The organism is Pontibacillus salicampi, assembly GCF_042434395.1.
GTDB lineage: Bacteria > Bacillota > Bacilli > Bacillales > BH030062 > Pontibacillus > Pontibacillus salicampi.
The window spans coordinates 678,889-703,896 of sequence record NZ_JBHLTP010000003.1 but is presented as its reverse complement, the minus strand read 5'-3'; the positions used below and the strand labels follow the sequence as shown (position 1 = coordinate 703,896).

At 37.7% G+C, this 25,008-nt stretch carries 23 protein-coding genes; 7 read left to right on the top strand and 16 right to left on the bottom strand.

All coding sequences use genetic code 11. The features are described from left to right. Positions 1-181 precede the first annotated feature (181 nt). On the bottom strand, positions 182-1,258 hold the full coding sequence (gene eutH / locus ACFFGV_RS04995) for an ethanolamine utilization protein EutH (RefSeq protein ID WP_377345477.1): 1,077 nt from the start codon (positions 1,256-1,258) through the stop codon (positions 182-184). Positions 1,259-1,470: 212 nt separating this feature from the next. Further along, positions 1,471-2,316 (bottom strand): HAD-IIB family hydrolase, encoded by an 846-nt coding sequence (locus ACFFGV_RS04990; protein ID WP_377345476.1) that lies wholly within the window; start codon positions 2,314-2,316, stop codon positions 1,471-1,473. Positions 2,317-2,922: 606 nt separating this feature from the next. Between ACFFGV_RS04990 and ACFFGV_RS04985 the strand changes: the two genes are divergently transcribed. The 3 genes from ACFFGV_RS04985 (at position 2,923) to ACFFGV_RS04975 (ending at position 7,604) form a co-directional block, all read left to right on the top strand. Further along, positions 2,923-3,789, top strand: a complete 867-nt coding sequence (locus tag ACFFGV_RS04985; protein ID WP_377345475.1) for an alpha/beta fold hydrolase — start codon at positions 2,923-2,925, stop codon at positions 3,787-3,789. Between the two features lie 466 nt (positions 3,790-4,255). Further along, a complete protein-coding gene (locus ACFFGV_RS04980; RefSeq protein WP_377345474.1) occupies positions 4,256-5,218 on the top strand; it encodes an ATP-binding cassette domain-containing protein in 963 nt (320 codons plus the stop codon). Then, positions 5,211-7,604 (top strand): ABC transporter permease, encoded by a 2,394-nt coding sequence (locus tag ACFFGV_RS04975; protein WP_377345473.1) that lies wholly within the window; start codon positions 5,211-5,213, stop codon positions 7,602-7,604. Before ACFFGV_RS04980 ends, ACFFGV_RS04975 begins: the two co-directional genes overlap by 8 nt. 214 nt (positions 7,605-7,818) lie before the next feature. Here ACFFGV_RS04975 and ACFFGV_RS04970 read toward each other — a convergent pair whose 3' ends face one another. The 14 genes from ACFFGV_RS04970 to ACFFGV_RS04905 all read right to left on the bottom strand — a co-directional run bounded on the left by ACFFGV_RS04970 (position 7,819) and on the right by ACFFGV_RS04905 (position 20,630). Beyond that, the gene (locus ACFFGV_RS04970) at positions 7,819-8,106 is read right to left on the bottom strand and encodes a hypothetical protein (protein ID WP_377345472.1); all 288 of its coding nucleotides are present in this window, start codon (positions 8,104-8,106) and stop codon (positions 7,819-7,821) included. Positions 8,107-8,438: 332 nt separating this feature from the next. Next, entirely contained in the window at positions 8,439-8,984 is a 546-nt protein-coding gene (dcd, locus tag ACFFGV_RS04965; RefSeq protein WP_377345471.1) for a dCTP deaminase, read from the bottom strand. Between the two features lie 77 nt (positions 8,985-9,061). Further along, complete coding sequence (sufU, locus tag ACFFGV_RS04960; RefSeq protein WP_377345470.1) at positions 9,062-9,502, bottom strand: Fe-S cluster assembly sulfur transfer protein SufU; 441 nt, start codon at positions 9,500-9,502, stop codon at positions 9,062-9,064. Between the two features lie 134 nt (positions 9,503-9,636). Next, positions 9,637-9,990: a hypothetical protein gene (locus tag ACFFGV_RS04955; protein WP_377345469.1), complete on the bottom strand. Its 354-nt coding sequence runs from the start codon at positions 9,988-9,990 to the stop codon at positions 9,637-9,639. Between the two features lie 181 nt (positions 9,991-10,171). After that, positions 10,172-11,347 carry a GTP-binding protein gene (locus ACFFGV_RS04950; RefSeq protein WP_377345467.1) on the bottom strand — a complete coding sequence of 392 codons (1,176 nt, stop codon included), beginning with the start codon at positions 11,345-11,347 and terminating at the stop codon, positions 10,172-10,174. Beyond that, positions 11,344-12,531 (bottom strand): FAD-dependent oxidoreductase, encoded by a 1,188-nt coding sequence (locus tag ACFFGV_RS04945; RefSeq protein ID WP_377345466.1) that lies wholly within the window; start codon positions 12,529-12,531, stop codon positions 11,344-11,346. Before ACFFGV_RS04945 ends, ACFFGV_RS04950 begins: the two co-directional genes overlap by 4 nt. Positions 12,532-12,558: 27 nt before the next feature. Continuing rightward, positions 12,559-12,828 carry a 30S ribosomal protein S14 gene (gene rpsN, locus ACFFGV_RS04940; RefSeq protein ID WP_377345465.1) on the bottom strand — a complete coding sequence of 90 codons (270 nt, stop codon included), beginning with the start codon at positions 12,826-12,828 and terminating at the stop codon, positions 12,559-12,561. Positions 12,829-12,880: 52 nt separating this feature from the next. Continuing rightward, entirely contained in the window at positions 12,881-14,089 is a 1,209-nt protein-coding gene (locus tag ACFFGV_RS04935; protein ID WP_377345464.1) for a GTP-binding protein, read from the bottom strand. A 38-nt stretch (positions 14,090-14,127) separates the two neighbouring features. Beyond that, on the bottom strand, positions 14,128-15,798 hold the full coding sequence (locus tag ACFFGV_RS04930) for a nucleoside recognition domain-containing protein (RefSeq protein ID WP_377345463.1): 1,671 nt from the start codon (positions 15,796-15,798) through the stop codon (positions 14,128-14,130). Beyond that, positions 15,792-16,907 (bottom strand): NAD(P)/FAD-dependent oxidoreductase, encoded by a 1,116-nt coding sequence (locus ACFFGV_RS04925; protein WP_377345462.1) that lies wholly within the window; start codon positions 16,905-16,907, stop codon positions 15,792-15,794. Before ACFFGV_RS04925 ends, ACFFGV_RS04930 begins: the two co-directional genes overlap by 7 nt. A 45-nt stretch (positions 16,908-16,952) precedes the next feature. Next, entirely contained in the window at positions 16,953-17,936 is a 984-nt protein-coding gene (locus ACFFGV_RS04920) for a CobW family GTP-binding protein (protein ID WP_377345461.1), read from the bottom strand. Between the two features lie 155 nt (positions 17,937-18,091). Then, on the bottom strand, positions 18,092-18,916 hold the full coding sequence (locus ACFFGV_RS04915; RefSeq protein ID WP_377345460.1) for a metal ABC transporter permease: 825 nt from the start codon (positions 18,914-18,916) through the stop codon (positions 18,092-18,094). Beyond that, a complete protein-coding gene (locus ACFFGV_RS04910) occupies positions 18,913-19,686 on the bottom strand; it encodes a metal ABC transporter ATP-binding protein (protein WP_377345459.1) in 774 nt (257 codons plus the stop codon). The genes ACFFGV_RS04915 and ACFFGV_RS04910 overlap by 4 nt, the downstream gene beginning before the upstream one ends. Then, positions 19,686-20,630, bottom strand: a complete 945-nt coding sequence (locus ACFFGV_RS04905) for a metal ABC transporter solute-binding protein, Zn/Mn family (RefSeq protein ID WP_377345458.1) — start codon at positions 20,628-20,630, stop codon at positions 19,686-19,688. The genes ACFFGV_RS04910 and ACFFGV_RS04905 overlap by 1 nt, the downstream gene beginning before the upstream one ends. Before the next feature lie 418 nt (positions 20,631-21,048). Here ACFFGV_RS04905 and ACFFGV_RS04900 point away from each other — a divergent pair, with 418 nt between their 5' ends. The 4 genes from ACFFGV_RS04900 (at position 21,049) to ACFFGV_RS04885 (ending at position 24,983) form a co-directional block, all read left to right on the top strand. After that, on the top strand, positions 21,049-21,831 hold the full coding sequence (locus ACFFGV_RS04900; protein ID WP_377345457.1) for an MBL fold metallo-hydrolase: 783 nt from the start codon (positions 21,049-21,051) through the stop codon (positions 21,829-21,831). Between the two features lie 933 nt (positions 21,832-22,764). Next, the gene (locus ACFFGV_RS04895; protein WP_377345456.1) at positions 22,765-23,088 is read left to right on the top strand and encodes a PadR family transcriptional regulator; all 324 of its coding nucleotides are present in this window, start codon (positions 22,765-22,767) and stop codon (positions 23,086-23,088) included. Then, positions 23,085-23,945 carry a permease prefix domain 1-containing protein gene (locus ACFFGV_RS04890; RefSeq protein ID WP_377345455.1) on the top strand — a complete coding sequence of 287 codons (861 nt, stop codon included), beginning with the start codon at positions 23,085-23,087 and terminating at the stop codon, positions 23,943-23,945. The genes ACFFGV_RS04895 and ACFFGV_RS04890 overlap by 4 nt, the downstream gene beginning before the upstream one ends. A 21-nt stretch (positions 23,946-23,966) precedes the next feature. Then, positions 23,967-24,983 (top strand): TolB family protein, encoded by a 1,017-nt coding sequence (locus ACFFGV_RS04885; RefSeq protein WP_377345454.1) that lies wholly within the window; start codon positions 23,967-23,969, stop codon positions 24,981-24,983. The last annotated feature ends 25 nt before the right edge of the window (positions 24,984-25,008 follow it).

Here is a 25,008-nt window from a genome sequence, read left to right as displayed (position 1 = left end):
GCATATCGGCATACTTAACTCCTCCTAAAATATTTAACCACCATACAGTGGGGTCCAAAAGTAGACATGCCTTCATCTCTCTCATCATTGCCCTCTCCCACATCCACAATAGTCAACTAAAGGCTGTATGAACCAAAAACATCACGGCATTCATTCAGAACATATGAACAGCACAACTAATTTAAACCCACTTTCTAGTCACAATAACAGCTAGAACTACAGCACTAATTCCTCCTACTAGCTTCCCAACTATCATTGCAAATACAATGTCTTTATTAACTCCAGCAACAAAACCTAAATGGCTTCCTAATACGAAAGCACCGCTGACAGCAAAAGCAACATTAATGACTTTTCCTCTTGGGTTCATATCCTTTAACAGGGATAACATAGGGATGTTATGAGCCAGGGTTGCCATTAAGCCCGCCGTTGAAACCTCATTCATACCTAATGCATATCCTATTTGTTTTAATGGCTGTTTAAGGAGAAAAGAGATAACCGTAACCATCGGAAAGGCACCTGCAAGAAAAACAGCGATCATCGCTACAATTTCAACCCCTTCAACAAGTGGTGTCATATTAGGGATTATTACTATGCCCGTGAAGGTTTCAACACTAATAGCAGTTAAACCTATAATAGCTACTATGTGAATACCTTTCGCAAAGACAGCAAAACCAGCGATCATTTTATCTGTATAGATAAATAAACCGATAGAAATAAATATGGATAAAATGATGGTAGGAATAAGGTTTTGTATGATTATAAGAATATTTAAATCCGCAACTATTCCACCTATTAAACAACCGACAGGGACAGTTATTAATCCTAATAAAATTCCTTTCGCAAAATACGTATGATCTTCCTTGTCAATAATGCTTAATGCCACAGGAATAGTAAATGCTAAGGTCGGTCCCATCATCGTACCTAAAAAAACCCATGCAAATAGTTCAGCATCCTTCCCCTGTGCCATCTCCGTTGCTAACGAGTACCCCCCCATATCCAGTGCTACTAAAGTGTTAGCAAAGGAGGCCGGATCTGCACCAAACACACTATAAACTGGCGCAACAAATGGGGTTAAGATACTTGCTATAACAGGAGCTAATGATATAATCCCAACCATCGCCAATGTTAACGACCCCATTGTCATAAATCCTTCTGTAAACCTCTCGCCAACCCCCAACTTATTTCCTATTAGCTTGTCCATCGCACCTATACACATAAATAAGATGACAATGTAAACTATTATATCGTTTATTCCCATTGCATGATCTCCCCATTTAACAACCCAAATATCATAGAATTATTTTTCATAAAAAGGAGGATGATGACCATTATTCTTTTTTTGGAGTAGAAAGCAGTTATAAATCACCTTAAAAAATTGCTCTATTATCTTTTTCAGATGTTCACTTCCATTATGAATAGAAATATGAGCTTACTGCTAACTAAAATCACCAACCTGCTTCCATGTTAATTTCAAATATACGTATTTAGTGTATTTAAAATTCCTTCTGCATATTTTCCGATAGAGATATTGGTATGTTGACTTTTTGCTTCTTCGGTTGCATTTTCTACTAAGTACCCATGCCCAACAGAGGTAAGCATAGCTATGTCATTCCCACTATCACCAAAGGCAAAGGATCTATCTCTACTAACTCCGTACTTATCAAGCATAAATTCTACTATTTTATCTTTACCTGTACCTAGAGGAATAAAATCTACGTCGTAACTATGTTCAGGATCACCAGCCATAGGATTACACTTGTTGATATTTACTGATACACCCATTTCCATGGCTTTGCTTCTAATTAGGCCCAAATTATTCTTATCAAGAGCAGGATTTTGTTCGTGATAATAGTAATTTTTTTTGAAGGAGGAACCTCCTAAATTGGTCTGTGATTCTAATAATATGCCATGTTGATTATGAAGCGTTTCCAGTATCTCTTCTATTCTGGAGCTTGAAAAATTGGTATTTTCAAGAATATACTTCCATTCATAGTCTACTGTATTAAAGTTGTCTCGTTCAAAGTATGTAATTTCTGTGCCTAAATTGCTTGCAATGAAATTCGGGAGTAATGTCAGACCTCCTTTTTCCATCTTGGAAAAAACAGATTCAAGACTACTTCCTGTAACCCAACCAAACATTAGTTGTTGATGTCTTGCCTTATCAGATAAATATTCCTCCAGCTCTAACATTTTTCCTCTACGTGATGAACTGAATTCGTGCGGAAAATATGTTTCATCGAAATCCATAAATAGAATATTGGAAGGGGTTGTGACCTTATGTACACGCTTAAATTGAGTATGGTTTACTACCTTCATGGCTTAGCACCTCCATATAGGGTTATTACAAATACACAGTAATGTATGAATTCAATAGCAGGTTAATAGAACCTTTACGAGTATGGGAAGTCATGGCAACCATCGAGGAAATTGCGCGCATTAATGAAGTGTCTAACACAACCTTTCAAGTTAAACAATCCTCCATATGTTTCTGACGAACTAAAATACTTTATTCTAAAGCATATAGAGCATTTAGAATATTCCCCTAGCTCTCTAGCAAGAAATCTCCGCAAAAATAAGGAGAGAATCTACATAATTTATGAGAATGATAATTTGTAAGTAATCACTATCCATAGCCTCATCTACATACCATAACAATTCTATACACTTCGTACTATCAGCCTATCTTATGTTTAATTCGTTGACACCAATTATAGCATAATGTACCATTCTAACCACTAAATATTAATTTAGTGGTTATTTTCATGCGAGTAGGGGTGAAGGGGATGAAACTCGCTAATCAATATTAATGTCGATTAGCCTGTAATGTTCAAATGGAAAGAATGTCTCGTCTTCATCACTCAAAAGCGTGCGTAAATAATGATTTAAAAACTTGAAATTTTAACATTTGTTGGAGGTAGAATAATGGAGAATCATAAAACTATCAACGGTGAAGCATTTAAACAGAGACAACAATCCGTCACGTTGGAAGGCGTCGTGGAAGAGCCTGTGAAAATCAACTACACAGACGTAGGCTCAGGAACTCCTATCATGCTATTGCATGGTATCCCGACCTGGTCCTATTTGTATCAGAGCGTCATTCCGGAGTTAGAAGAAGAATACCGGGTCATTGCCCCTGATTTACTTGGCTATGGGTGGTCTGACCAGCGTGATCAGTTTGACCGCTCTCTTCACGTACAGGCAAAAATGATAGTCAAGCTCATGGACGAGCTGGAATTAGAGCAAGTAAATGTGGTTGCTCATGATATTGCGGGAGGAGTTGGATTAATCCTTGCTCATCATGAACCAGAGCGAATCAATAAGCTAGTTCTTTCCAATGCCGTAGCATACGATTCTTGGCCAATTCAAGACATGTTGATGATGGGTCACCCATCTAGAAAGAACGACTCTATTCAGGATATTGAGGACTTCCTCTCTAATGGGTTTAAAGAAATGTTCTTCCAAAAGGAACAGCTGACGGAAACCTTCTTACAGGGCATCATGGCACCTTATTTACATGAACAGGGCAAATTAAGTCTCGTCCGCAATGCTTCAGCCTTAAATACAAACGAAACGACGGCTCTTACGCCTAAGCTTTCCTCCATCCAGCACTCTGTTCTTCTTCTATGGGGAGCTAAAGATACTTGGCAACCAGTAGAGACCGGCGAAAAGCTGGAAAACGATCTACCTAATAGTAAATTAGTAAGAATTAACGCCTCCCACTGGGTACCGCAGGAAGCACCAGAGGAATTCACAGCTGAGATTAAGAAATTCATTGAGAATCCAAATTAAGAATTTAGATGTAGTTACCAAGCAGCGTCCCAGTAGACGCTGCTTGGCTTAATAATGCTCGTTCTAAATCAAAGTATTTCTTGCTTCTTACCGCACACATAATATTTGTGCTTCATTCAGCTATATAACCAGCCTTATCTATTAATATATAATTTTACTAAAAGCCTGTTTAGCGGCCGTTGAATGAATACATAACTAAACTCTTCGCTTTATTTAAGCCCCTCCTTTCATACAATCCTTTATGAAAATCTCCACCCTCCCCCTTGCAATGGTTACCATTCATCGTATAACAAAGCCTCTTAGACACTAAGATTTCCTACACAATATATAAAATGCTGCCACACCTACATAAAGATTGGGTAATTCATTGCAAGTCAACCTTTAGTTGACTAAATTTAGTTGCTTTTTCTTCTTATTTTTGACATCTTTAGAGGGTATCTTGGATTGAAAAAGGAGCTTGTAAATAATGGATAATGTTTTTGTAGGTGAACGCCTAACAAATTTACGAAAACTAAAAGGTCGTTCACAGTCGGATGTCGCTGCACAATTTGGAGTGAGTAAACAGGCTGTATCAAAATGGGAAAAAGGCCTTTCAATGCCTGATGTTTTAATCTTGCCTGATCTTGCTGCTTATTTCAGCGTAGATATAGGGTACTTCTTTGACAAACAGCATGAAGAAACTCCAGGTGTCCCTCTTAACAAGGAACAAGTCGCTATTAAGGTGCGCCATCTTACTAAAACCTTTAAAGGGAGCTCCACTCCAGTATTAAAGGGAATTAACATTGACATTTATGACGGACTATCAACCGCCATTATGGGACCGTCAGGCTGCGGTAAGACCACGCTTGTTAATTGTATTTCTGGATTGGAAAGTATCACAAGCGGTAGTGTAGTTATTTTTGGGGAAGAAATAGCTACTCTAAAGGAGCCAAAATTAACTGAATTCCGAAGAACACATACAAATTATATATTCCAGCAATATAACTTAGTGGATGTCTTAAATGTCATTGACAACATCAAGCTCCCTTATAAAACTTCCGGTCAGAAAATTGATCGTACACGAATGAAAGAGTTAATTCAAAGACTGGGGTTGTCGGGGAAGGAAAAAATGATGCCATCCAAATTATCTGGAGGACAACAGCAGCGGGTTGCCATAGCTCGTGCACTGTTAGGAAAAGGTAAATTAATTCTTGCTGATGAACCTACCGGAGCACTAGATTTAAATACTGGAAACGAAGTCTTGGAACTCCTGCTTGCAGGAAGCCAAGAATTTGGTTCACCAGCTGTAATTATTACTCATGATAGCAAGGTTGCTTCTAAATGTGATATTGTACATTTCTTACTAGATGGTAAAATTGTAAAAACATTAGAGCGTCCTGATGCCTCTGAAGTCTCCAAAGTGATGGTGAGGTTGTCTGAAAATGGGTAAATTACTAGTTGCAGATCTTCGTAAAAATCTTAAATTGTTTTTCGGTACTTTCCTTGCCATTATTGTCACAAGCTGTATTATTAGCGCCTGCCTTAATCTTGTATTCTCATCTGTTGCTGGATTTGATTCTGGTAAAAGATTTAAAGGAATGGACCTTGTAGTCATGGCTGAACAAGACATTACGGTTTCTCATACGGAGGAGGATGGTGATGTTGATAAGGAGATAGAAAAATCTAGTGGAAGAGTTCTACTAAGTGAAGAGCAGATTTCGTTTTTACAAGAAAACTATAACGCAATCCCCGATTATTCCTTCCATGTTGAAGTAGAAAATGCAATGTACACCAAATTGGCAGGACATAATTTCGAATCCATGGAACTAAGTGATTTCGGTTTAGATGGAAACAAACCATCGCATGACCAAATCGTGGTGGATGAGAGGTTTGCCGAAAGAAACAGCCTGCAAATTGGGGATAACCTTACAATTAAAACGAATGAAGAAGTTGAAAGTTTTGAAATTAGTGGCATCGCGACAAGTGATAGTAGAGAATTATATGAGCTTCAGAATTATATCTTTTTTGAAGATGCTATAGCTAAGGAAAATGCCATAGGAAGCTTTAGTGCAGGGATTACCACCTCTTCACCAAAAGATGTGGAACAATCTTTAAAGGAAAACCATTATACAGTATTAAGTGGGGATTATACATCTAAGGCTGAATTGCCTAGCATCGCAAGTAAAAATAATTCCCTGATGGTCATTTTTATCACAATGGGTTCGGTATGTCTTGTTATTAGTATGTTTGTCATTAGTGGAACCGTTCAATTTTCTATTCAGAATCGTTTTCGAACGCTTGCACTTCTACGGGTAATCGGACTAAATAAAAGGCAGATACTAGCGATGCTTGCAGGACAGTCCCTTATTATTGGGCTTGGAGGATCCTTAATAGGTACTCTCCTTGGTATTCCTTTAGCAAAATTCATAATACATGCCTATCAAAGACTGGGAATTGTTAATGAAGATTTTACGGTAATCCATTTCTGGGCTTGGGATGGTGTAGTAATATCAGGCATCATAATGCTTTCCATAATTGTCACCATAATAACAGCCAACAGACCCTTATCTGTCTCCCCTTCTTCAGCAATTAAAGAGGAAGGCGAATTTACAGGAAAAACTTCTGTACTTGGTATATTAACAGGTATTATCTTAATTTTGGGCGGAGTGTCCATACTCAATTTCACACCAATGAGTGGAGGGATAGGAATAGGAATGGCATTCTGCGCATGTTCCTTATTTCTCGCCGGGATTATGAGTTTAACACCGATTTTAATGAAAGGATTTAATTGGATACTTTCATTATTTTTTAGAAACATGGGTAAAAGTTTAGGGCAAGTCGCTCATGCAAATATAAAAGGTAAAGCATCTAAATTCGCTGTGGCCTCTGTCTCTATCTCCATTATGCTGACGATGGGGACCGTTATGATGTTGAATAATATCACATATATGGATGCTGTGACTCAGCAGCAATATGAATTTGCGGACGAGTATCCTTATGTCACCCAAGGAATGGCTCCCTTTGAAGTGAAAGAGAGGACCGATATTCTAGGGCTAACGAGTACGGAAACCCTACTTCATCATAGAAATGACTTATTTGATTTAAATATGCTGCTCACAGTGGGAAAAGTACCCGAACTACAAATAATAGAAGGGACTTCTAACCTTACGGAGGATTCTATACTTCTTTCGAACAAGATCAAAGACGTTCACCCTGGTGATACCATTCCGGTTTTCCTTGAGAATGGCACACAAAAAATACTAACGGTGGAAGGGATTTTTGAATCCGATGGTATCCGGGATGAAAGCTTCAATAGTGTTACTTTATTTAAAACGGTAGAGGAAAGCCTCTATAACCATAATTTAGACTATGTGTATTCTGAGAATCAACTCCCTGGCTCGGAAATAAACAAGTATTCATATTATGCAGATGCCCCTTCCTACGATTTGCAATTAGGTGCTTCCCTCCTGCTCGGAGGAATTGCATTAATTTTATCTATTGTAGCTTTATTTAATACATTTGCTGTTATTATGTCTGTTAGAAAACAGGAGTTTAACGGTCTAAAAGTCATTGGTGCAAAGAGAATACAAATATTTAACATGACATTGATTGAAATTCTTATTGTGACTATTTCAGGGGTACTAATTGGTTTGGTTGTTCTTATAGCTTGTGTGGGGACCTATTCTTATGCCACCACAGGAATCTTCGATTGGATAGTAGATAAAAGACTATTTATAGGAGTACTTTCCCTCTCTTCTATATTAGGACTTTTGGCAGGTATCATTCCATCTTTTATTACTATTGGAAAACTAAAACGCCAATTTCGAACAGAGTAGAGAAATCACTTCCAAGTCTAACCTTTATGAAATCTGGAGGATAAGCTCCACACTATCGGATTAGGATCGACTGAATTACTAATATACAAGATTAAACAAATTAGGGCATTATAAAATCGGTTCCTACCATGATATAGGAACCGATTAATGCTTTACTTTGTTAAGCTAAAGCACTACCTATTATGTGAAGGCTTGAATATTTTCATAACCATGTCTAAAACTCCATAAAAAGACCTAGAATATTTAGAAAACTAAACCAACCAAACGTTCCAACACTAAGAGTTATAACGATCAACGAGAATATTTTAAAAGAATTAACGTGCTTTTGTTTTTCTTTAAAAAAGATATATAAAGAAATAATGAAACTTACTACTAATAATACTCCCAATTCCCCATTATAATTACCTACTCTAATACCTAACCAAGTATCTAGCCCAAACAGAGTGATTGCGATATAAAACAGATTAACAAATAATGCTATTCCTAATAGAAATGTGCTCATTGAGAACCTCCCATCTGTTTATCAAGAGCTATACCCACATCTCATCATAATAGTGGCTATCAGGTCAATTTCATTATAAATGAATCGGGTATAAAACAACTCATTCATTGCAATTATGACTTTAGTGTAGAATTAAGAAATTTAAGAGGCCACCGAATGTAAAGAATATTCAATTTTACTCATTCTTAGTATAATTTATGAAAATTCCCCATTATATTTTAACATTTATTACCATTTGTTGAAAGATATTTTCCGTAAATACCAGAACAGTAACCATACTTTTAATGAAGCGTTATTTCTTCCGACATCATACTATAAATAGTTGTAATAAGTTAGATTTTATTCTCTTTATCTTCGTAAACAGCGCTCGGCGTTGTACTCGTTTGTCCAACATACTTCCCCTTGTAAGGGTTTGTTGATTGGTCCATTTCTGCAATAACTAATTGACAAACTCGCCACCCTTCGAAGAGTTCAATAGGCGCACGGTTTGAATTGAATAACTCTAGAGTGATGCATCCTTCAAAGCCAGGATCAACCCATCCTGCGTTTTGAACAAATAGCCCCATCCTGCCAATTGAGCTTCTGCCCTCCACAAAAGCAGTAAGGTAATTAGGTAGCTTCACCCACTCCTTGGTTGTGGCAAGAATAAATGAGTGTGGAGGTATCACAATGCTCTCATTAGGTCCAATGTATATATCACGATAAGAGGCGCTCTCTTTTACCGAAATTTTAGTGGTACAGAACTCATCCACTGCCATAAAATGGCTTCCCACCGTTAAATCGATAGAAGCAGGTTGAATATGTTCAAATGGTAGTGGATCGATTATTAATTCATTACTGTCTAATTTCTTTTGAATAGTTTGGCTAGATAATATCATCTTGGCACCTTCCTTAATTAAAATCGCTACTGCTTACGAAGCTTATTCTCCTTGCCCTACCCCACTTTTTAGCCGCATTAATGGTTACCGATTTCTTGCTCCTCCAACCACTTGTCGAGTGCTTGCCAAGGCATCAGCGCACAATTATGTCGCGCCCTTAATCGGTGTACTCCTTGAAGGGATGCGGCATCACCTAAGTCAACATCATCTTTTAATTCACCATCTCTAATTAAACGTTCAAAAGCCTCTCTCTTCTCCCTACATTCCTTTACTGTATTAATTTTCAAAAGTTCTGTCATCATAGAGCATGAAGCCATACTAATACTGCATCCTTCACCTTCAAATGATAAGTCCTCTATCCCATTCTCTCCTAACTGTATATATAAGACCATCACGTCTCCACAGGTAGGGTTCTTATAAAGTATAGTGTGGACACCTTTTTGTCCTTCTAGCTTTCCATAGTTTCGTTTGTATTTGGCGTGATCCATCACAATTTGTCGATATAAATCGTCTAACATCGTTAGCCCCCTAATTAGTAATCGTTACGATTTATTTTAAAGAAACGACTTATTATTGTAAACAATCTCGCTTTATTCAACTATATACCTAAGTAAATAACACTTTTATTACATAATACGTAGGCAAGGGAGCATTAATTTGGTATGGATACGTAAAACACTTTCTGTTTCTTTGTTGAAGTAGAATAGACAAAATCCGTGCAATCCATCCATTTGACTTCATCCATCATTGAAGTTAATTGCTGATCTATATCTAACTCAACATCTTTCATAATTTGTAATAGTTCAAAGAGTGTGAGACCAAAATGTTCCGCTGCCAGCTTATGAGGAGCTTCAATCTTTAGATAATCTAGAAACTCCGCCGAAGTGGCAACTTCTTTTTCAACTTCATCTTCCATCCTCATCACATAGGTATAGATTTCTTTCTTTTCCTTTGGTAAAGCACGTACAATCTTATCGGTCAGTTGCCTAATTAAATAATTATTCATAGTTTCACCCCACTTAACATCTAATGGAAAATTATCTTTGAACATATTCCTAATAAATCAAATGAAGAAAACCCCTATCATTAGAGATTTTCTTCTTAATATTTGATATTAAATTAGCTTTAAGAGCGGAATGCTGCAATATCATCCATGTTCCATTCTCACCCAAAGCTAAAAATGAACGCTAGAAAAAACTAGGTAGTGGATCAGAAAAGTCACTCCAATTTCCTTCCATTTCTTCCGCAGTTAACAAGCAACGATCTAACCGTTCTTCCAGTAATGTTCGATCTACTTTAATACCGATAAAAACAATCTCGTTCTGACGATCACCATAGATGGAATCCCATCTAGACGACAAGCTGGAATCATCTTGAAAATGTTGTTCTTGCTCCTGCTCAGGGAGAGTTGCCACCCACTCCCCTGCGCCTTGAATGGACAACGAAGAACCAGCTTGAGATAGCAGCCCAACGTATTCATTTCTACTCGCCAACCAGAAGAATCCTTTGGAGCGAGTAATCTCCTTCGGCCAATTCTCCAAAAAATCCAGAAATCTAGATGGATGAAATGGTCTTTTTCTGCGATAAACAAATGATGTAATACCATACTCTTCATTCTCTGGTATGTGTTCCTCGTTTAATTCTTTAATCCAACCCGCACCTTGACTAGCACTTTCAAAATCAAAAAGATGTGTATTTACTATATGGGAGAGAGGGATGTTCCCGTATTGAGATTCGACAATATTAGCAGTGGGATTGAGTTGGGATAAAATAGCTTTTAACTCTTCTGCTTCTTCTTTAGGGATTAAGTCCGTTTTGTTTACTACAATGACATTCGCAAATTCTACTTGATCGATTAACAAATCTGTTACATCGCGATCATCTTCCTCATCTGCAGCTTGTTTGCGATCTAACAAACTATCGCCTGACTCATAATCGTTCCAGAAACGATTAGCATCTACAACGGTAACCATTGTATCTAGACGACAGTTCTCTCCCAAATCTATTCCTAATGCTTCATCCTTATAGGTGAAGCTTTGTGCAACTGGTATTGGCTCTGAAATCCCGGTAGATTCTATGACAATATAATCGATATCCAATTTAGCAAGCTTATTTACTTCCTCTATTAAATCTTCTCGTAATGTACAGCAAATACAACCGTTTTGCATCTCCACTAAGTTTTCTTCTGTTCTGCTGAACCCACCCTGTTTCACTAAATTTGCGTCTATATTTACTTCACTCATGTCATTGACGATTACTGCAATCTTTTTATCTTCTCTATTGTGCAATATATGATTTAAGAGTGTTGTTTTTCCAGCTCCTAAATAACCACTGAGGACAGTTACTGGTATTTTATTATTCATGTACGTACCTCCAATACAGGGAAAGCCTTACAAATTCGTTCAGCAGCTTTTCTAGCTCCGGCTATATTTCTTGCCACAGGTCCAATCTCTAACTCTGCTAGAGCTCCTGAAACATATAATCCCTTACTCCATTTCAATTGTTGGTCTACGATGGGGAATCCACAGGGAGCACAAGGCAATTCATGCTCCTTAATTAATGTGGACAGCCAACCTTCACCCGGCAAACCAGCTTTTGCACCTGTAGCTAAAAATAGATGATCTGCTATCATTTCACCTGTGTTTTTCATATTTAGAAAGATGTTTCCATTTTGATGATGAGCTGTTTCAACATCATCCGTAATGATATTCAATTTGTTTTTCTGCTCTAAGAGTCTTAATTCTGCGTACATACTTTTCGTTACAGACCCTCTATGTCGAGCATGTTGTATCCATTGCCTTCTTTTTTTATAGGAGGATTCCTTATGATAACTCTCTAGATATTTAGGCCCCAGCCAGCCAGGGTCACTATCAAAGTCCTCGATTCGAAAAGGATGGCGCTTAATCATTGTAACGGGTTCGGTAGCCTTGTGAGCCAGTGTCGCTGCCATATGAGCAGCCGATAACCCGCCCCCAACGACAACAGCAGCATCTGAATCCATGCCAGCGTTTGGTGCGTTTTCATCAAATACATGCGTGACGGATTGTGGTACAGCCTCTCTTACACTCTCAGCCCACGCTGGAATAGAAGGTTGATGATTAACACCAATTGCTATTACTACATTTTCTGCTTCAATCCATTCATTGGATGAAAGCTTCACCTGCCATCTCGCATCATGAAATTGGAGAGCACTCACCCATCCTTGTTTCCAGCAGTTCTGCAGGCTAACGGTTTGAAATAAATCGTAGCAATGATTGTTAAACATGTTCAATTGAGGTCGTTTGTAGTGCCCTCTAAATGCTTGTGAATAATCTTTTTCTTTTGCATATTTCTTCAAGCTGTATGGTTCAGGGGCCAAATGGTGAACAGAAGGAGATCGTAAGTAAGTCATTCCAATTTTTCTAGTTGTAGCAGTCCATTTATGCAATGGATATTCATAAGGGTCAATGACTAATAAATCCTCTTCCTTTATTCTATGGAAGTGGAGCAGCCAGGTCGCAATGGTAGCCCCCTGGACTCCTCCTCCAATAACAATCAATTTGTACAATAGCATTCCTCTTCTCTTAGAGAATCCCTACCAACTGGCTTTTTTCACTCCAGGAATTTGACCTTTATGAGCATAATCTCTGAAAGCTATACGAGACATACCAAATTGTCTCATATATCCTTTAGGCCTTCCTGTGACAGCGCAACGATTATTGGAACGAGTTGGGGATGAATCTCTAGGTAATTTTCTTAATGCTTCATAATCCCCTTTTTCCTTTAATTCCTTCCGCTTCTGAGCATACTTTTCCACCATTTGTTCCCTTTTTTGCTGTTTCACAATTTTAGATTTCTTTGCCATAGTAAAAAACTCCTTTAATAGTAATCGTTACGATTTAATGTTAACAAAAATTCTATACATTTGCTTGAGAAGGAATCTGCCAAACAAATGGATCTGTTTGTTTATTCCAATCCATGCTTAACTCATTAAAATCCATTAAGCATTCATCTAATTCAGAAATAATCATTTCTGGCTTTAAATCAACGCCTATAAATACTAACTGAATTTTTCGATCTCCATATTCAGGGTCCCATTCCTTTAACAAATCCGGATTATTTTCGATAATCGCATTCTGTTTCTCTTCCTGTAAGGAAGCCACCCAATAGGATACCGGTTCAATAGAAACAGAAGGGCCTGATTGAGAGAGCATTAATGCGAGATCGTTTCTAGTAGCACACCAAGCAATTCCTTTTGCTCTTACAATACAAGTAGGCATCTGACGGATCCAATTATAGAAGCGCTCTGAATGAAATGGTGTTCTTCTTTCATATACAAAAGATGATATCCCATATTCTTCTGTTTCTGGAGTATGATTGTGATGCCCATTCATAAACTCTTTAAGCCAACCAGCCGAGTTGCTCGCTTTATCAAAGTCAAACATACGAGTGTCTAATACCTCTTCTGGTTTTACTTTCCCTTGCTCCGTATGGATAAGGGTTGCTTCTGGTTGCAGCGTCTTTAGCACGTTATCTAGTTTTGTAAGTTGTTCCTTATCAACAAGATCACACTTATTGACAACTAATACATTGCAAAACTCGATTTGATCGATTAATAGGTCGGCAATATTTCGTGTGTCCTCATCCCCTACTGCCTCTTTACGATCCAAGAGGGTATCACCTGATTCAAAGTCATGCCAAAATCTATTAGCGTCTACTACTGTAACCATTGTATCTAAATGGCAAAAGCGGGTTAGATCTATCCCTAATTCTTCATCAATATAAGAAAAAGTTTGCGCTACTGGTATGGGTTCACTAATTCCCGTAGACTCAATGACAATGTAATCCACTCCACCAGCCTTAGCAATTTTCTCCACTTCCTTAAGTAAGTCTTCGCGAAGCGTACAACAAATACAACCATTTGACATCTCTACTAAATTCTCTTCTGTTCTTGAAACCTTCCCACCTTTTTCAACTAAATCGGCGTCAATGTTCACTTCACTCATGTCATTCACGATAACAGCAACTTTCCATCCTTTTCTGTTATTCAGAATATGGTTTAGTAAAGTAGTTTTTCCTGAGCCTAGATAGCCGCTTAGTACGGTTACAGGAATTGTCTTTCCCATCATTAACTCCCCCTCTATTTCATTATTTCAACAACTTATTAATAAATAAGTATAAACAGTAACGCGATTACACCTGTACTAACAGTGGAAGTAGCAAATTGTTTACTAAAAACTTTAAGAGAAGTACTCCATCCCATTTCTTTATAGATGGTGAACAAGGTTACCATGCAAGATGATATGGTGGAAGCTAAATAAACTGTTAAGAAAACCTTCCACATAACCATATCACTTAATAGATCTCCGTTACCCTGGTTTAAAATCATCACTCCATCTTTACGTATCATAGAAAACAAAATACCTGGTGCTACATCTGTTGGCAGTGCGAATATGTTTAAAAAAGGGCCAATCATGGAAGCTAGAAAGCTCATGATAGAAAACATCTGTAAGAAGGAAGCTACAAAACAAATCAATAAAAATATCGGCATAGCCTGCAACAGGAATTGCTTCACTACAGACTTAACGCGAAAGTAAAGTCCTCTAAGCGTTATGCTTTGGATATAAGGTAAAGACTGTACCGGTTCAACAGGAACTTGATTTCGATTCCAAATCCTTGTATGAATAGCTCCTACAAGGAAAAGAAGTAATATATAAGGAAAAAACAGCATAGGAGCTCCCACAGAGCTAAAAATAGATAGGGAGGCACCAATCTGATAACTGCAAGCAGAACCAAATGAAATCATAGAAACACAGGCATGCCTAGTGCAACTACTACACCCTCTTGTTTGCATAACAGCCACGACGTTACATCCGAATCCAGTTAATACTGCTATTAAATCCCTTCCATTTAATCCAATTTTCCTTAGCCAAGGATTCAAGGTATGTGTAATATATTCTTGAATCCCTATCTCCTCCGTTATTGCTACACTTAACCCTATGAAAAAAACCACAGGAAAAGCCCACAAAAAGGAATACCACCCTAACGTTAAAAGTCCGTAATCACCTACAAGAATACCTTGAGCAAACTGGGGTAAAAATGTAAGACTTTCTTTTAAAGGTGTAATCAAAAATTGATCTGCTAAAGGCTGCAGCCAATCAGAGAAGATGTAAGCAAGATAGACTGGCCCTGCAAAAATAGTAAGCAGGAAAAGCAATGCCATGCTTGGGCCTAGTATTGGAGTAAGAAAAAGTCTTTGAATAAAAGGAGTTGGTTGTAGTACACTTTCTGGAAGAAACGATACAATACTTTGATTTACCTTCCAGTGTATGGGGTGTTGTAATGCCGTTATTATTTCTTCAGATTCACTATCGGTTATATTTCGACTATTACACCAAATTATTTGAACACCCAATAACTCCTTTATATATTTTTTCTCCTCTGTGCTCGGATTGTATTTATCTTTATGCGTGACGACTATAGTAACCTTCTTACCTCTTAATGAAATCTGTTTCATTAATGTGAGTAATTCTTCTTTTAATGAAGCGGATTTCAGGACTAGTACTATTTGGTCTACTCGCTTTAATTCTTTTAGTGCTAACTGAGTTGTGACATTGTCATCCTCGTATCTTATTCCGGGAGTATCCACCAATTCAGCCTGATCTTGTCCCTTAATGATGCTTTTAATGGGATTGATGGTAGAGCCCTTCACATTGGTCTCTACTCCAGATTGATCTCCTGTTAATTGACGGAATATAGCAGACTTCCCTACCGACTCCACACCAACAAGGGCTATTCTAGAGGGAGGTGAATGGGTGTTGTCAGAAGTTAACATTCGCACCGCTCTCCACAACTCGAGAGATCATCTAAATAAAAATTCTCCTTTTGATACATTTCCAGTATGTCTTTATTTAATTTAAGCTTATCAGCAATTGATTTCGCCACAATTGGAAAACGTTGCCTAAATTTATAAATAAAACAAAATACATGACTATCATGTCGAAGTTCAGGGCCACATAGGTACAATCCATCACTAATTATAGATTCATCTTCCTCATTTACTAAAGGTTTTCCGTGTTCACCATATTGAAATAGATGGGAAATCATCTGTGATCCACCTGTAAATCCGGTAGCTAATATAGGTGGGTTGTCGGAAGTAAGGATAATGCCTAAATCAGTCTCCACCATGTACTGTCCACCCTCTTTACGGACAGACGTTACAGCTTGGTTCTCATGAATAGAAATATTTCCTTTAGGTATAACTTCCTTTATTCGATTAAATGTATATGGAGAAACATCGACACTTGGATCACTACTATCCAATCTCCATGTACTTGTTTTGGCTACTAAATCTGACGCTTTCCCTGATTGGTCCAGGTGATAGACTGCATCTAATCCACTTTCATACCCGCCAATAACGATATGGTGATCACCCTCCAATTCATCCCATGCCTCGACATGACTACTGTGAATGCAGTAATTCGCTCCAGGGAAAGGGGAAAGGTTCGGAAATTGAAACTCACCTGTAGCCCATACAACCAAACGACTTGAGATTTCCCTTTTTGTTGTATGAATGGCATACTTTCCATTATCCTGTTTTTGAACCTCTTCCACTGCTTCATTTGTATGAACAGGTAACTCAAAATGCTTTACTATTAACCCTAAATAGTCTGCAAATTCCTCTCCATTGAGATGTTCCTGATTTAAATTATATCCTGGGGACGTTTTTGGAACGACCGCATTCAAATCTGTCTGCCCAAATCCTTGTGAAGGAAAAGAAGGAGTGATCAGACGCATCTCTTTTGGCCATTTTCGGAAGGAATCCCCTATTTCACCTTTCTCAAGAATACAAAATGTATTGCATCCCATTTGTTTTAAAATCGATCCTACTCCGATTCCAGATGCTCCAGCACCTACAATCACAACATCATAATCCTGTTTCATAATACCTCCAGTGATAATAATAATCATTACGATTTAAAGGTTATTCTAGCCCTCCGCTATACAACTCTCAAACTGCTCTTGTAAAGTGTCTTTATCTAATCCCGTTCCGATGAAAATCAATTCGCTTTTTTTGGTTTCGTCTTTACTCCACTCTCTCCCTCGGTCACTAGCAAGTAACATGTGTACACCTTGAAAGATGAGACGATTGGTTTCACCTTGTATATTCAATATTCCTTTATAGCGATATAAGCTTTCCCCTTTCAACTCTACAAGATAAGAAAACCAAAGATTAACTTTCTTCATATCAAGGGGCTGTTGCCCTTCTAACGCAACTGAAACGACATCATCGTTATGGTGAGGGCGGTGAATTTGCTTCATTAAGTTAGGATCAATGGCTAGCTTTTCTTGTAAATCAAACGCGTACACACCTAAGATTTCGTTTATATTTATACGGCTGTGGTTCGTAAAGATTCTTTTGGCAGTAGGATTAATCGCGTTTATTCTGTTCGTTAGATTATTCAATTCCTGCTCAGAGGATAAATCTGTTTTATTAAATATTAAAACATCCGCAAAAGCTATTTGATATATTGATTCATCCTTTTGATCCAGATGATAGGAAATGTTTTGAACATCAACTATGGTACATACACTATCCACTTCAAAGGCTTCCATCATTTCGGGATACATTAAAAAAGTTTGTACAACAGGAGCAGGGTCTGCTAAGCCGGTAGTTTCTATAACAACCCGGTCAAATTCTATAAGACCTTCCTTTTTTGAAAACAAAAGAGTAGATAGCGTTTTTATTAGATCCCCTCTAACATTGCAACAAATACATCCATTATTGACTTCAATGATCTCTTCTTCTGTTCTCTCAACTAATTGGCCGTCTATCCCTATATCTCCAAATTCGTTAATGATATAAGCTATTTTTTCATTCGTTTGTTTTCCTATCTCGTTGATTAACGTCGTTTTACCTGCTCCAAGAAAACCGGTTACAATCGTAACTGGTACCCTTTTATGTGTAGTCATTTGTCACCTCCAATAACACTTTCTGTAATCTCAAGTTTCACCTATTTACTAAAATCCTGCTAATGTATTTGCTTTATTACTGATGAAGACCAGTTTTTAATTCGTAATCATTACGATTAATAAATTATAGATGAAAATTATTCCTTTGTAAACAGTTATGTTCGCTTCCATTTAGTTTTTAATAAATAGATACTGTAGCAAAGGAAGTAAGACAAGCCTGATAATAATATAATAGTGGCCCCTGAAGGTATATCAAATGAATACGAAATCCAAAGTCCTCCCACCGTAAATACCAAACAAAAAGCTGTTGCTAGCGTAATCATATGCCCTAGCTTTTTTGTGAAAAATTTTGCAGAAGCAGGTGGAGAGGTTACTAGTGCAAAAATTAATAAAAACCCTACGACCTGTATCAATACGACGATTGCTAGGCCTAGAAGGATAAATAATATATATTCCAACCAAGTAGATTTTATCCCCTGAACTTTTGCAAACTCTTCATCTAACAAGAAGATCTTGTAGGCATTATAAAACAATAGGATAGTACCCGTGACCAATAGGGTAATGATAACCATTGCTTTCACTTCTGAACCTGGAACAGTTAAAATGTTCCCAAAAAGATACGTTGTTAGATCAGGTGGGTATCCATCCATAAAAGATATAAATAAAATACCCAATGCCATTCCCATAGACCATAATAGTCCAATCAGCACGTCTGTATTTCCTTTAGAATCCCGATTAATCCTGCCAATTCCTACAGACGAAGTCACAGAAAACAGTAGTGCTCCTAACATAGGAGAGAAGCCTGCCAGATAGGATAACCCGATACCACCAAACGCAGCATGAGCTACTCCACCACTTAACATAATCATTTTCTTCTCCATCACAATCGTGCCAATAAAACCACAGACAATACTAGTTAAAATAGCAGCCACTAGTGCATGTTGAAGATACGCATAGTCTGCAAGTGACGCCCACATCATTCTACCTCCTCATGATTTGTTAACACTCGATGCTTGACCTTATTAGCATGAGAAATAATATCAACGTTTGTCCCATATGTTTCATAAATAACCTCCTCTGGCAACTCAGAGTCTCCATGATAATGTAAACTCTGATTTAAACACGCTACCGATTCAGTATAAGAAGAAACTACTGTTGTATCATGAGAAACTACAATAATCGTCATTTCCTTCTTTAATTCCGTTAATAGATGGTAGATATCTTCACTTGAGGACTTATCTACACTTGCTGTTGGTTCATCTAACATGAGTACATGTGGGTTAGAAACGAGAGCTCGAGCAACGAGAACACGTTGAAACTGCCCTCCTGACAATTCCCCTATTTGCCTATCTGTTAGGTCTTTCAATCCTAATCGATTTATTGTATCCCATGCCGCTTGTTTATCTTTCTTCGTATAGCGATGAAAAGGGCCAATTTTTTTATAAAATCGACCCATGATTACCAAATCGTACACAGTGATAGGAAATCTTTTATCAAGATTAGAAAATTGGGGTACATATCCAAGTCGTGCTTTACGATTTGATTCGCTAGTCTTGTTAATGTCAATTGTTCCACTTGAAGGTGCAATCAACCCTAACATGGCCTTAAGTAATGTGCTTTTTCCCCCACCATTTGGACCAATGATGGTTAAGAACTCTTTCTCGTATATACTAAGATTGACATCGGATAATGCAGTAACATTTCCATAATTCACACTAAGGTTATTTACCTCAATAATCGTTTGCTTCATTAAGATCCCAAGACTTTCTTAAATGTTTCTGCCATATTTTTTAGATTGTTAATATAATCCGGATTTAATGGTGAAATCTCTTTGGTATCCCCATTAATTTCTTCAGCCACGGCTTCTGCTTGTTCAGAGCTAATTTCTTTTTGATAGAAAATCGCTTTAATATTTTTCTCTTTCGCTAAATCAATTATCTCTTCCATTTGTTTAGGAGATGCCTCTTTGCCAGCCTTTTGTAATGAAACCATTTCTAAGTCATAATCCTTCGCAAAATATCCGAAAGCTGGATGATAAACGATGAATGTTCTATCATCTAATTGTGCAAGTGTATCTTCCAATTCCTTATCTACCTGTTCTAATTTGTTGCTATATTCTTTCGCATTTTCTTCATACAATTCTTTGTTACCAGGGTCCGCTTCACCTAGCACTTCCGCAATTTTATCTACCATCACTTGTACACGTTTTGGAGACATCCATACGTGAGGATCCCGTCCCCCAGATGGGAACTGTCTTTCTTCATACTGCTCGGAAGCTGCATCTGCCAGGTTTACCACCTGGATATCATCATTTAAATCCTTTTGTGAAAGAATGTTTGCTTGTTCCGTAGGTACACCAATAGAGAAATAGATGTCAGAATCACTAAATTTATTCATTAAGTTTGGTGTAGGCTCATAATTGGCAGGACTATTTCCTGGAGGAATCATAGTGACGATATCCACGTTGTCACCAGCCACTTTCTCCACAAACGTGGCCTGAGGTACTACGGAAACAGCTACAGTAAGATTTCCATCCTCATTCTTGCTTTTACTATTTTCAGATGTTTCCTTTTCAGAAGCACTTTCCATATTCGATGAGTCCTCAGCGCTATTATCCTCATCTTGCCCACTGCAAGCTGCTAGAACCCCTATCATAATAGATAAGATGAATAACACAAATATCTTTCTAGTCATACAAAATCCCCTTTCTAAACGTCTAACATAAATCGTAACCATTACGAATTATATTGTAAAAAGGAAAGGTGTGTCAACAAAGAACATTATTTCTTTTGCTTGAGTTAAGATTATGTTGATCATTTTCTTGTTTCCATTTTAAACGGATTCTTCATTCGCAACTCAAATAATCATGTAAATTATCGTTGCATCTTATATTAAAGCGAGATAGAATTTAATTCATTAACGATAAATTGTAATGATTACTATTTGAAGCCTAATACACCTTTATGAATATAATGTTATTTCATTTATGGTTCAATGGCGATGTATATTACAAGTAAAAATGATGCGTTCTAGCATATATCATCTATAAAGTGAAATATGCTTCAATTTGTTTACTTATTTCTAATAGATTTTAATTCATAGGAGGTTAACCATGAATACATACTCATTTCCTATAGGAAACTTTAGTGCCCTAGTGATTTCTGATGGCGGTATGCCAGTAACGAAGGAATTTTTCTTTGCTGAAACACCTGACCATCTCGTTCAAGGCTTTCCAGCAAACTTTCAAGCTCCTCTTAATTTTATTCACATAACTACTGATAATAAAAATATTTTGATAGACACAGGGTTTGGCAGCAGGTGTAAGGATGCAGGTCAACTGCTTCATAATTTAGCTAAACATGGAATTAATAAATATGACATAGATGAGGTCATACTAACTCATGGACACTTAGACCATATTGGCGGGGCTGTGATAGAAGGAGAACCTTCTTTTCCCAACGCAACCTATTACCTACGAATAGAAGAATGGGATATGTGGGCAGCAAATAAAGAGTCAGAGGAATATCAAATCCTTTCTAGGTTGGAGAATTCTATCACCTTTATTCACAAGGACGTTGAAATACTCCCTGGAATTAAACTCTTTCTCACTCCAGGACACACGGATGGTCACCTTTCTGTAATGGTACAATCGGAAAGCCAAAGACTTCTAATTGTCTCTGATCTTTTAAATGACCCTTCAACCCTAAATCATCTCTCGTCTCATATCGGGTTGGAAGTCTCACCAGAAAAGGGAAGCCAAACCAGAAAAGCCATCATAGACTTTGCAAAGCAGCAAGGCATTATGCTATTTGTATGTCATTATCCATTCCCAGGACTAGGCTTTATAGAAGATCATAATAATAACCATAAATGGATCCCCTACTTCAAAGAATAAAAGCTATTGTTGTAATAAATATAATGGCGGCAATTCGAAACTATACTGTATATGGCATTTATTCTTTGTAGGTTTTGGCAACATGTTATTAGACAAAGTGTATAAATAAACGCGTTATACAGTGCATTAACGTGTATTATCATTCAATGTTTGGCAATTATCTTGAAACTGAGTCTTTAAGTAAAGGGAAGGATTGTGGAAGACTCCGTTTCTAGACTTTTCGGGGTTCGTTGCTGATTGAAGAGTAAGGGGTGGTTGGGAAGCCACTCGCTTTCTGCGGGGATGACGGCAAGCCTCCTCGAGCTAAAGCTCTGCGGGGTCTCGCCAGCCAATCCATTCCCGCGGGAGTCTCGCAGCTTCCCAACCACCCCTTCGATTATGTGAGAAACGAACCCCTATACCAGGAAGGTGTATCTTCCACCATCACTACCTATAGCAAGAAACGGAGTCCGAGGAGGCTCACCGCGCTCCCGCGGAAAGCGAGCTATTCCTCGCAGCCCCCATCCACTCAACAGAAGTCTCGAAACGGAGTCTTCCACGTACGGGGGCTTTACTTTAACAAACTTCGCGAACAAAAAGACCTTAAATATGCATCATTTTATACATTGATGATAATATTTAAGGTCTTTTTTTATATTCAAAAAATATAATGCCATTTCATACATGGAATAAATGCCAAATACAACTATATTGATTTCAATCAACGTACTACACAAAAAAAGGCTCTCTTAAGATTCGATCTTAAGGAAGCCTTTTTTTGTGTAACGAACATATTGTTTTAAGTTTAATTTCTATAAGAGGAGCACGATTATCAGGTCTGTTTACTTTCTTTTCCATTTTTTTATTTGAAAAAATTTTCCTTTCTAATACATTGCAATACGATGTACCCCGTTATACAATGTACTAAGAAAATAATGGAAAGAGGTGAGTGATATGGATCGGGAAATTATGAAGGGGAGTATAGATATACTTATGCTGAGCTTGGTTGCTAAAAAGGATATGTATGGCTATGAGATGGTGAAGCGACTTAAAGAAGAAAGTGAGAACCTCTATCACATGAGTGAAGGGACATTGTATCCTGCCCTAAAACGGTTAGAGAAGAAAGGTTTGTTAACTTCTTATTGGTCTGAAACACAAGCTGGGCGTAGGAAATATTACAGCATAACGGATGATGGCAAAGTCGTATTACAGCAAAAGCTCAATCATTGGGAAAGTATCAATGGACTCATTTCAAAAATGTCGGAGGATTTATTATGAACAGATTAGAAAAGCACGTTCAAGAAATTTTACTTCATATGCAAACCCCTCCTGAGGATAGTGAAGACATTAAAGAAGAGCTTATGGAACACCTAGAAGCAGCTAAGCGAGATTGGATGGAAGCCGGTTATTCTGAAAAGGAAGCGGAACAAAAAGCTATACATTCCTTTGGAAAGAGTGATCTCATTGGAAATGGTATGCAGGAGGCCTTATACCCTTATCAGCGTGGCTTTCTTTACATGATCGGACTTTCCACCCTTATATATGGGATGTTTTTCTACCTCAGCATGTCTTTTTACCAAGGGCAAGGAGATCTTTTATGGCTCATCATTCAGACGGTATTAGGAGCCGGCGTTACATGGACGGCTATTAATATTTCCTACATGGCAGGGCATTTTTGGTCTTTGAATGTTATCGTTCTCCTTTCCGCTATTTGGAATGGGTTTAATGTATTTGTCGTTGAACAATTAGGAGATATTCAAGCTATATTGTTTTCCATTTACCTTGTTGCGGTCGTTCTAATCAGCTTCATTTTCATTATTAGAAACTCCTATTTTTCGTCTAACCCTTCTCCTTATTCAAAGGAGAAGAGAACCGTACTCAAGATAAGCTATATCATTAATGTATTATTCGGAATTATTCTGTGTGGTGTTGCTCTGTTTTTCTCCTATGGATTAATTATTTTTGCTGGCTACTCCTGGATTCTCGTCTTTCCATTTTCTCTAATCGGGTTATGGCTGCTGTTTTTCAGATTCCAGATGAAGTATATACCACAAAAGCCAGTAAGAGCCATTGCGCTAGGCTTAATTTTTCTCCTGCTTATTACCATAACACCTATAGCAATTGCATCATTATAATATTTGGAAAGGGTGTAGCACTTGTCTTTACGATCGAAAAACCTGCTATTTTTATTCACCATTATCATTGTTACTTCGTTAGTCTATCTCACTGGTACATTGGCAGACGGCCCTCCAAAAGAAAACGGCTATGGGCCGAATCCCTCCTTATCCTCAGATGGAGAGTCCATAGCGTTTACGTACACAAAGGAAGATGAAATGGCTTTATATAAAGCTCCTTCAACTGGAGGTCAGGCTGAGCTTCTCTTTAAAGCTGAGAAAAAAGAATCATTTACGAATCCAGTTTTTTTACCAAATGCATCTACCCTTTTATTTCTTAAGGAATTCCAAACCGAAGATACTCCATACAAGCAACTAATGCAATTTGATATAGACCAGAAACAGGTTGTCCCTCTAATGGAAAAGGATGAATATATTAACGATGTAGTTATCTCGGCGGATGGACAATACATTTTCTACTCGAAAGCCAATACCTATAAAGAAAATAATGAAGGCAAACCTATGCCAGACCAGTTTGATATTTACCGTATGGATTTGGAAACAAAGGACACGAAAAAAATAACAGACAAAAAGGCACTTACCCTGTCAAGTTTATCTTTATCAGAAGACAGAAAGAAGCTCCTGTACAGTACGTATTATAATAGTAAAGATGTTCTGTATCTGATCAATTTACAGACGAATAAAGAGCAGCGTATCACACCAGAGGCTTCTTATGAAACAGCAGCAGCACAAGGACCAATACTAGGGACTCCTACTATTTCACCAAATGGACGTACTATTGTATTTATGGATGTAGCAAACACAAAAGAGAGTGGAACATACGAGTATGAGCTTTTCTCTATGCAGAATAACGGAGACAACGTTCAGCAGATAACTAGATTTCATAGTAATGCTTCTTCTCCTGCCTTCTTTCCAAACGGAGACGAATTACTCATAACCGTAAACGAAAACTTCGCAAAAGGGGATCCAGAATATGAGTATTGGAAAATAAGTAAAGATGGGAAAGAAAGACAGCGTATTATCTTAACTATTCCATAGAAATCCCCCTGGTCCATTTGGGCAG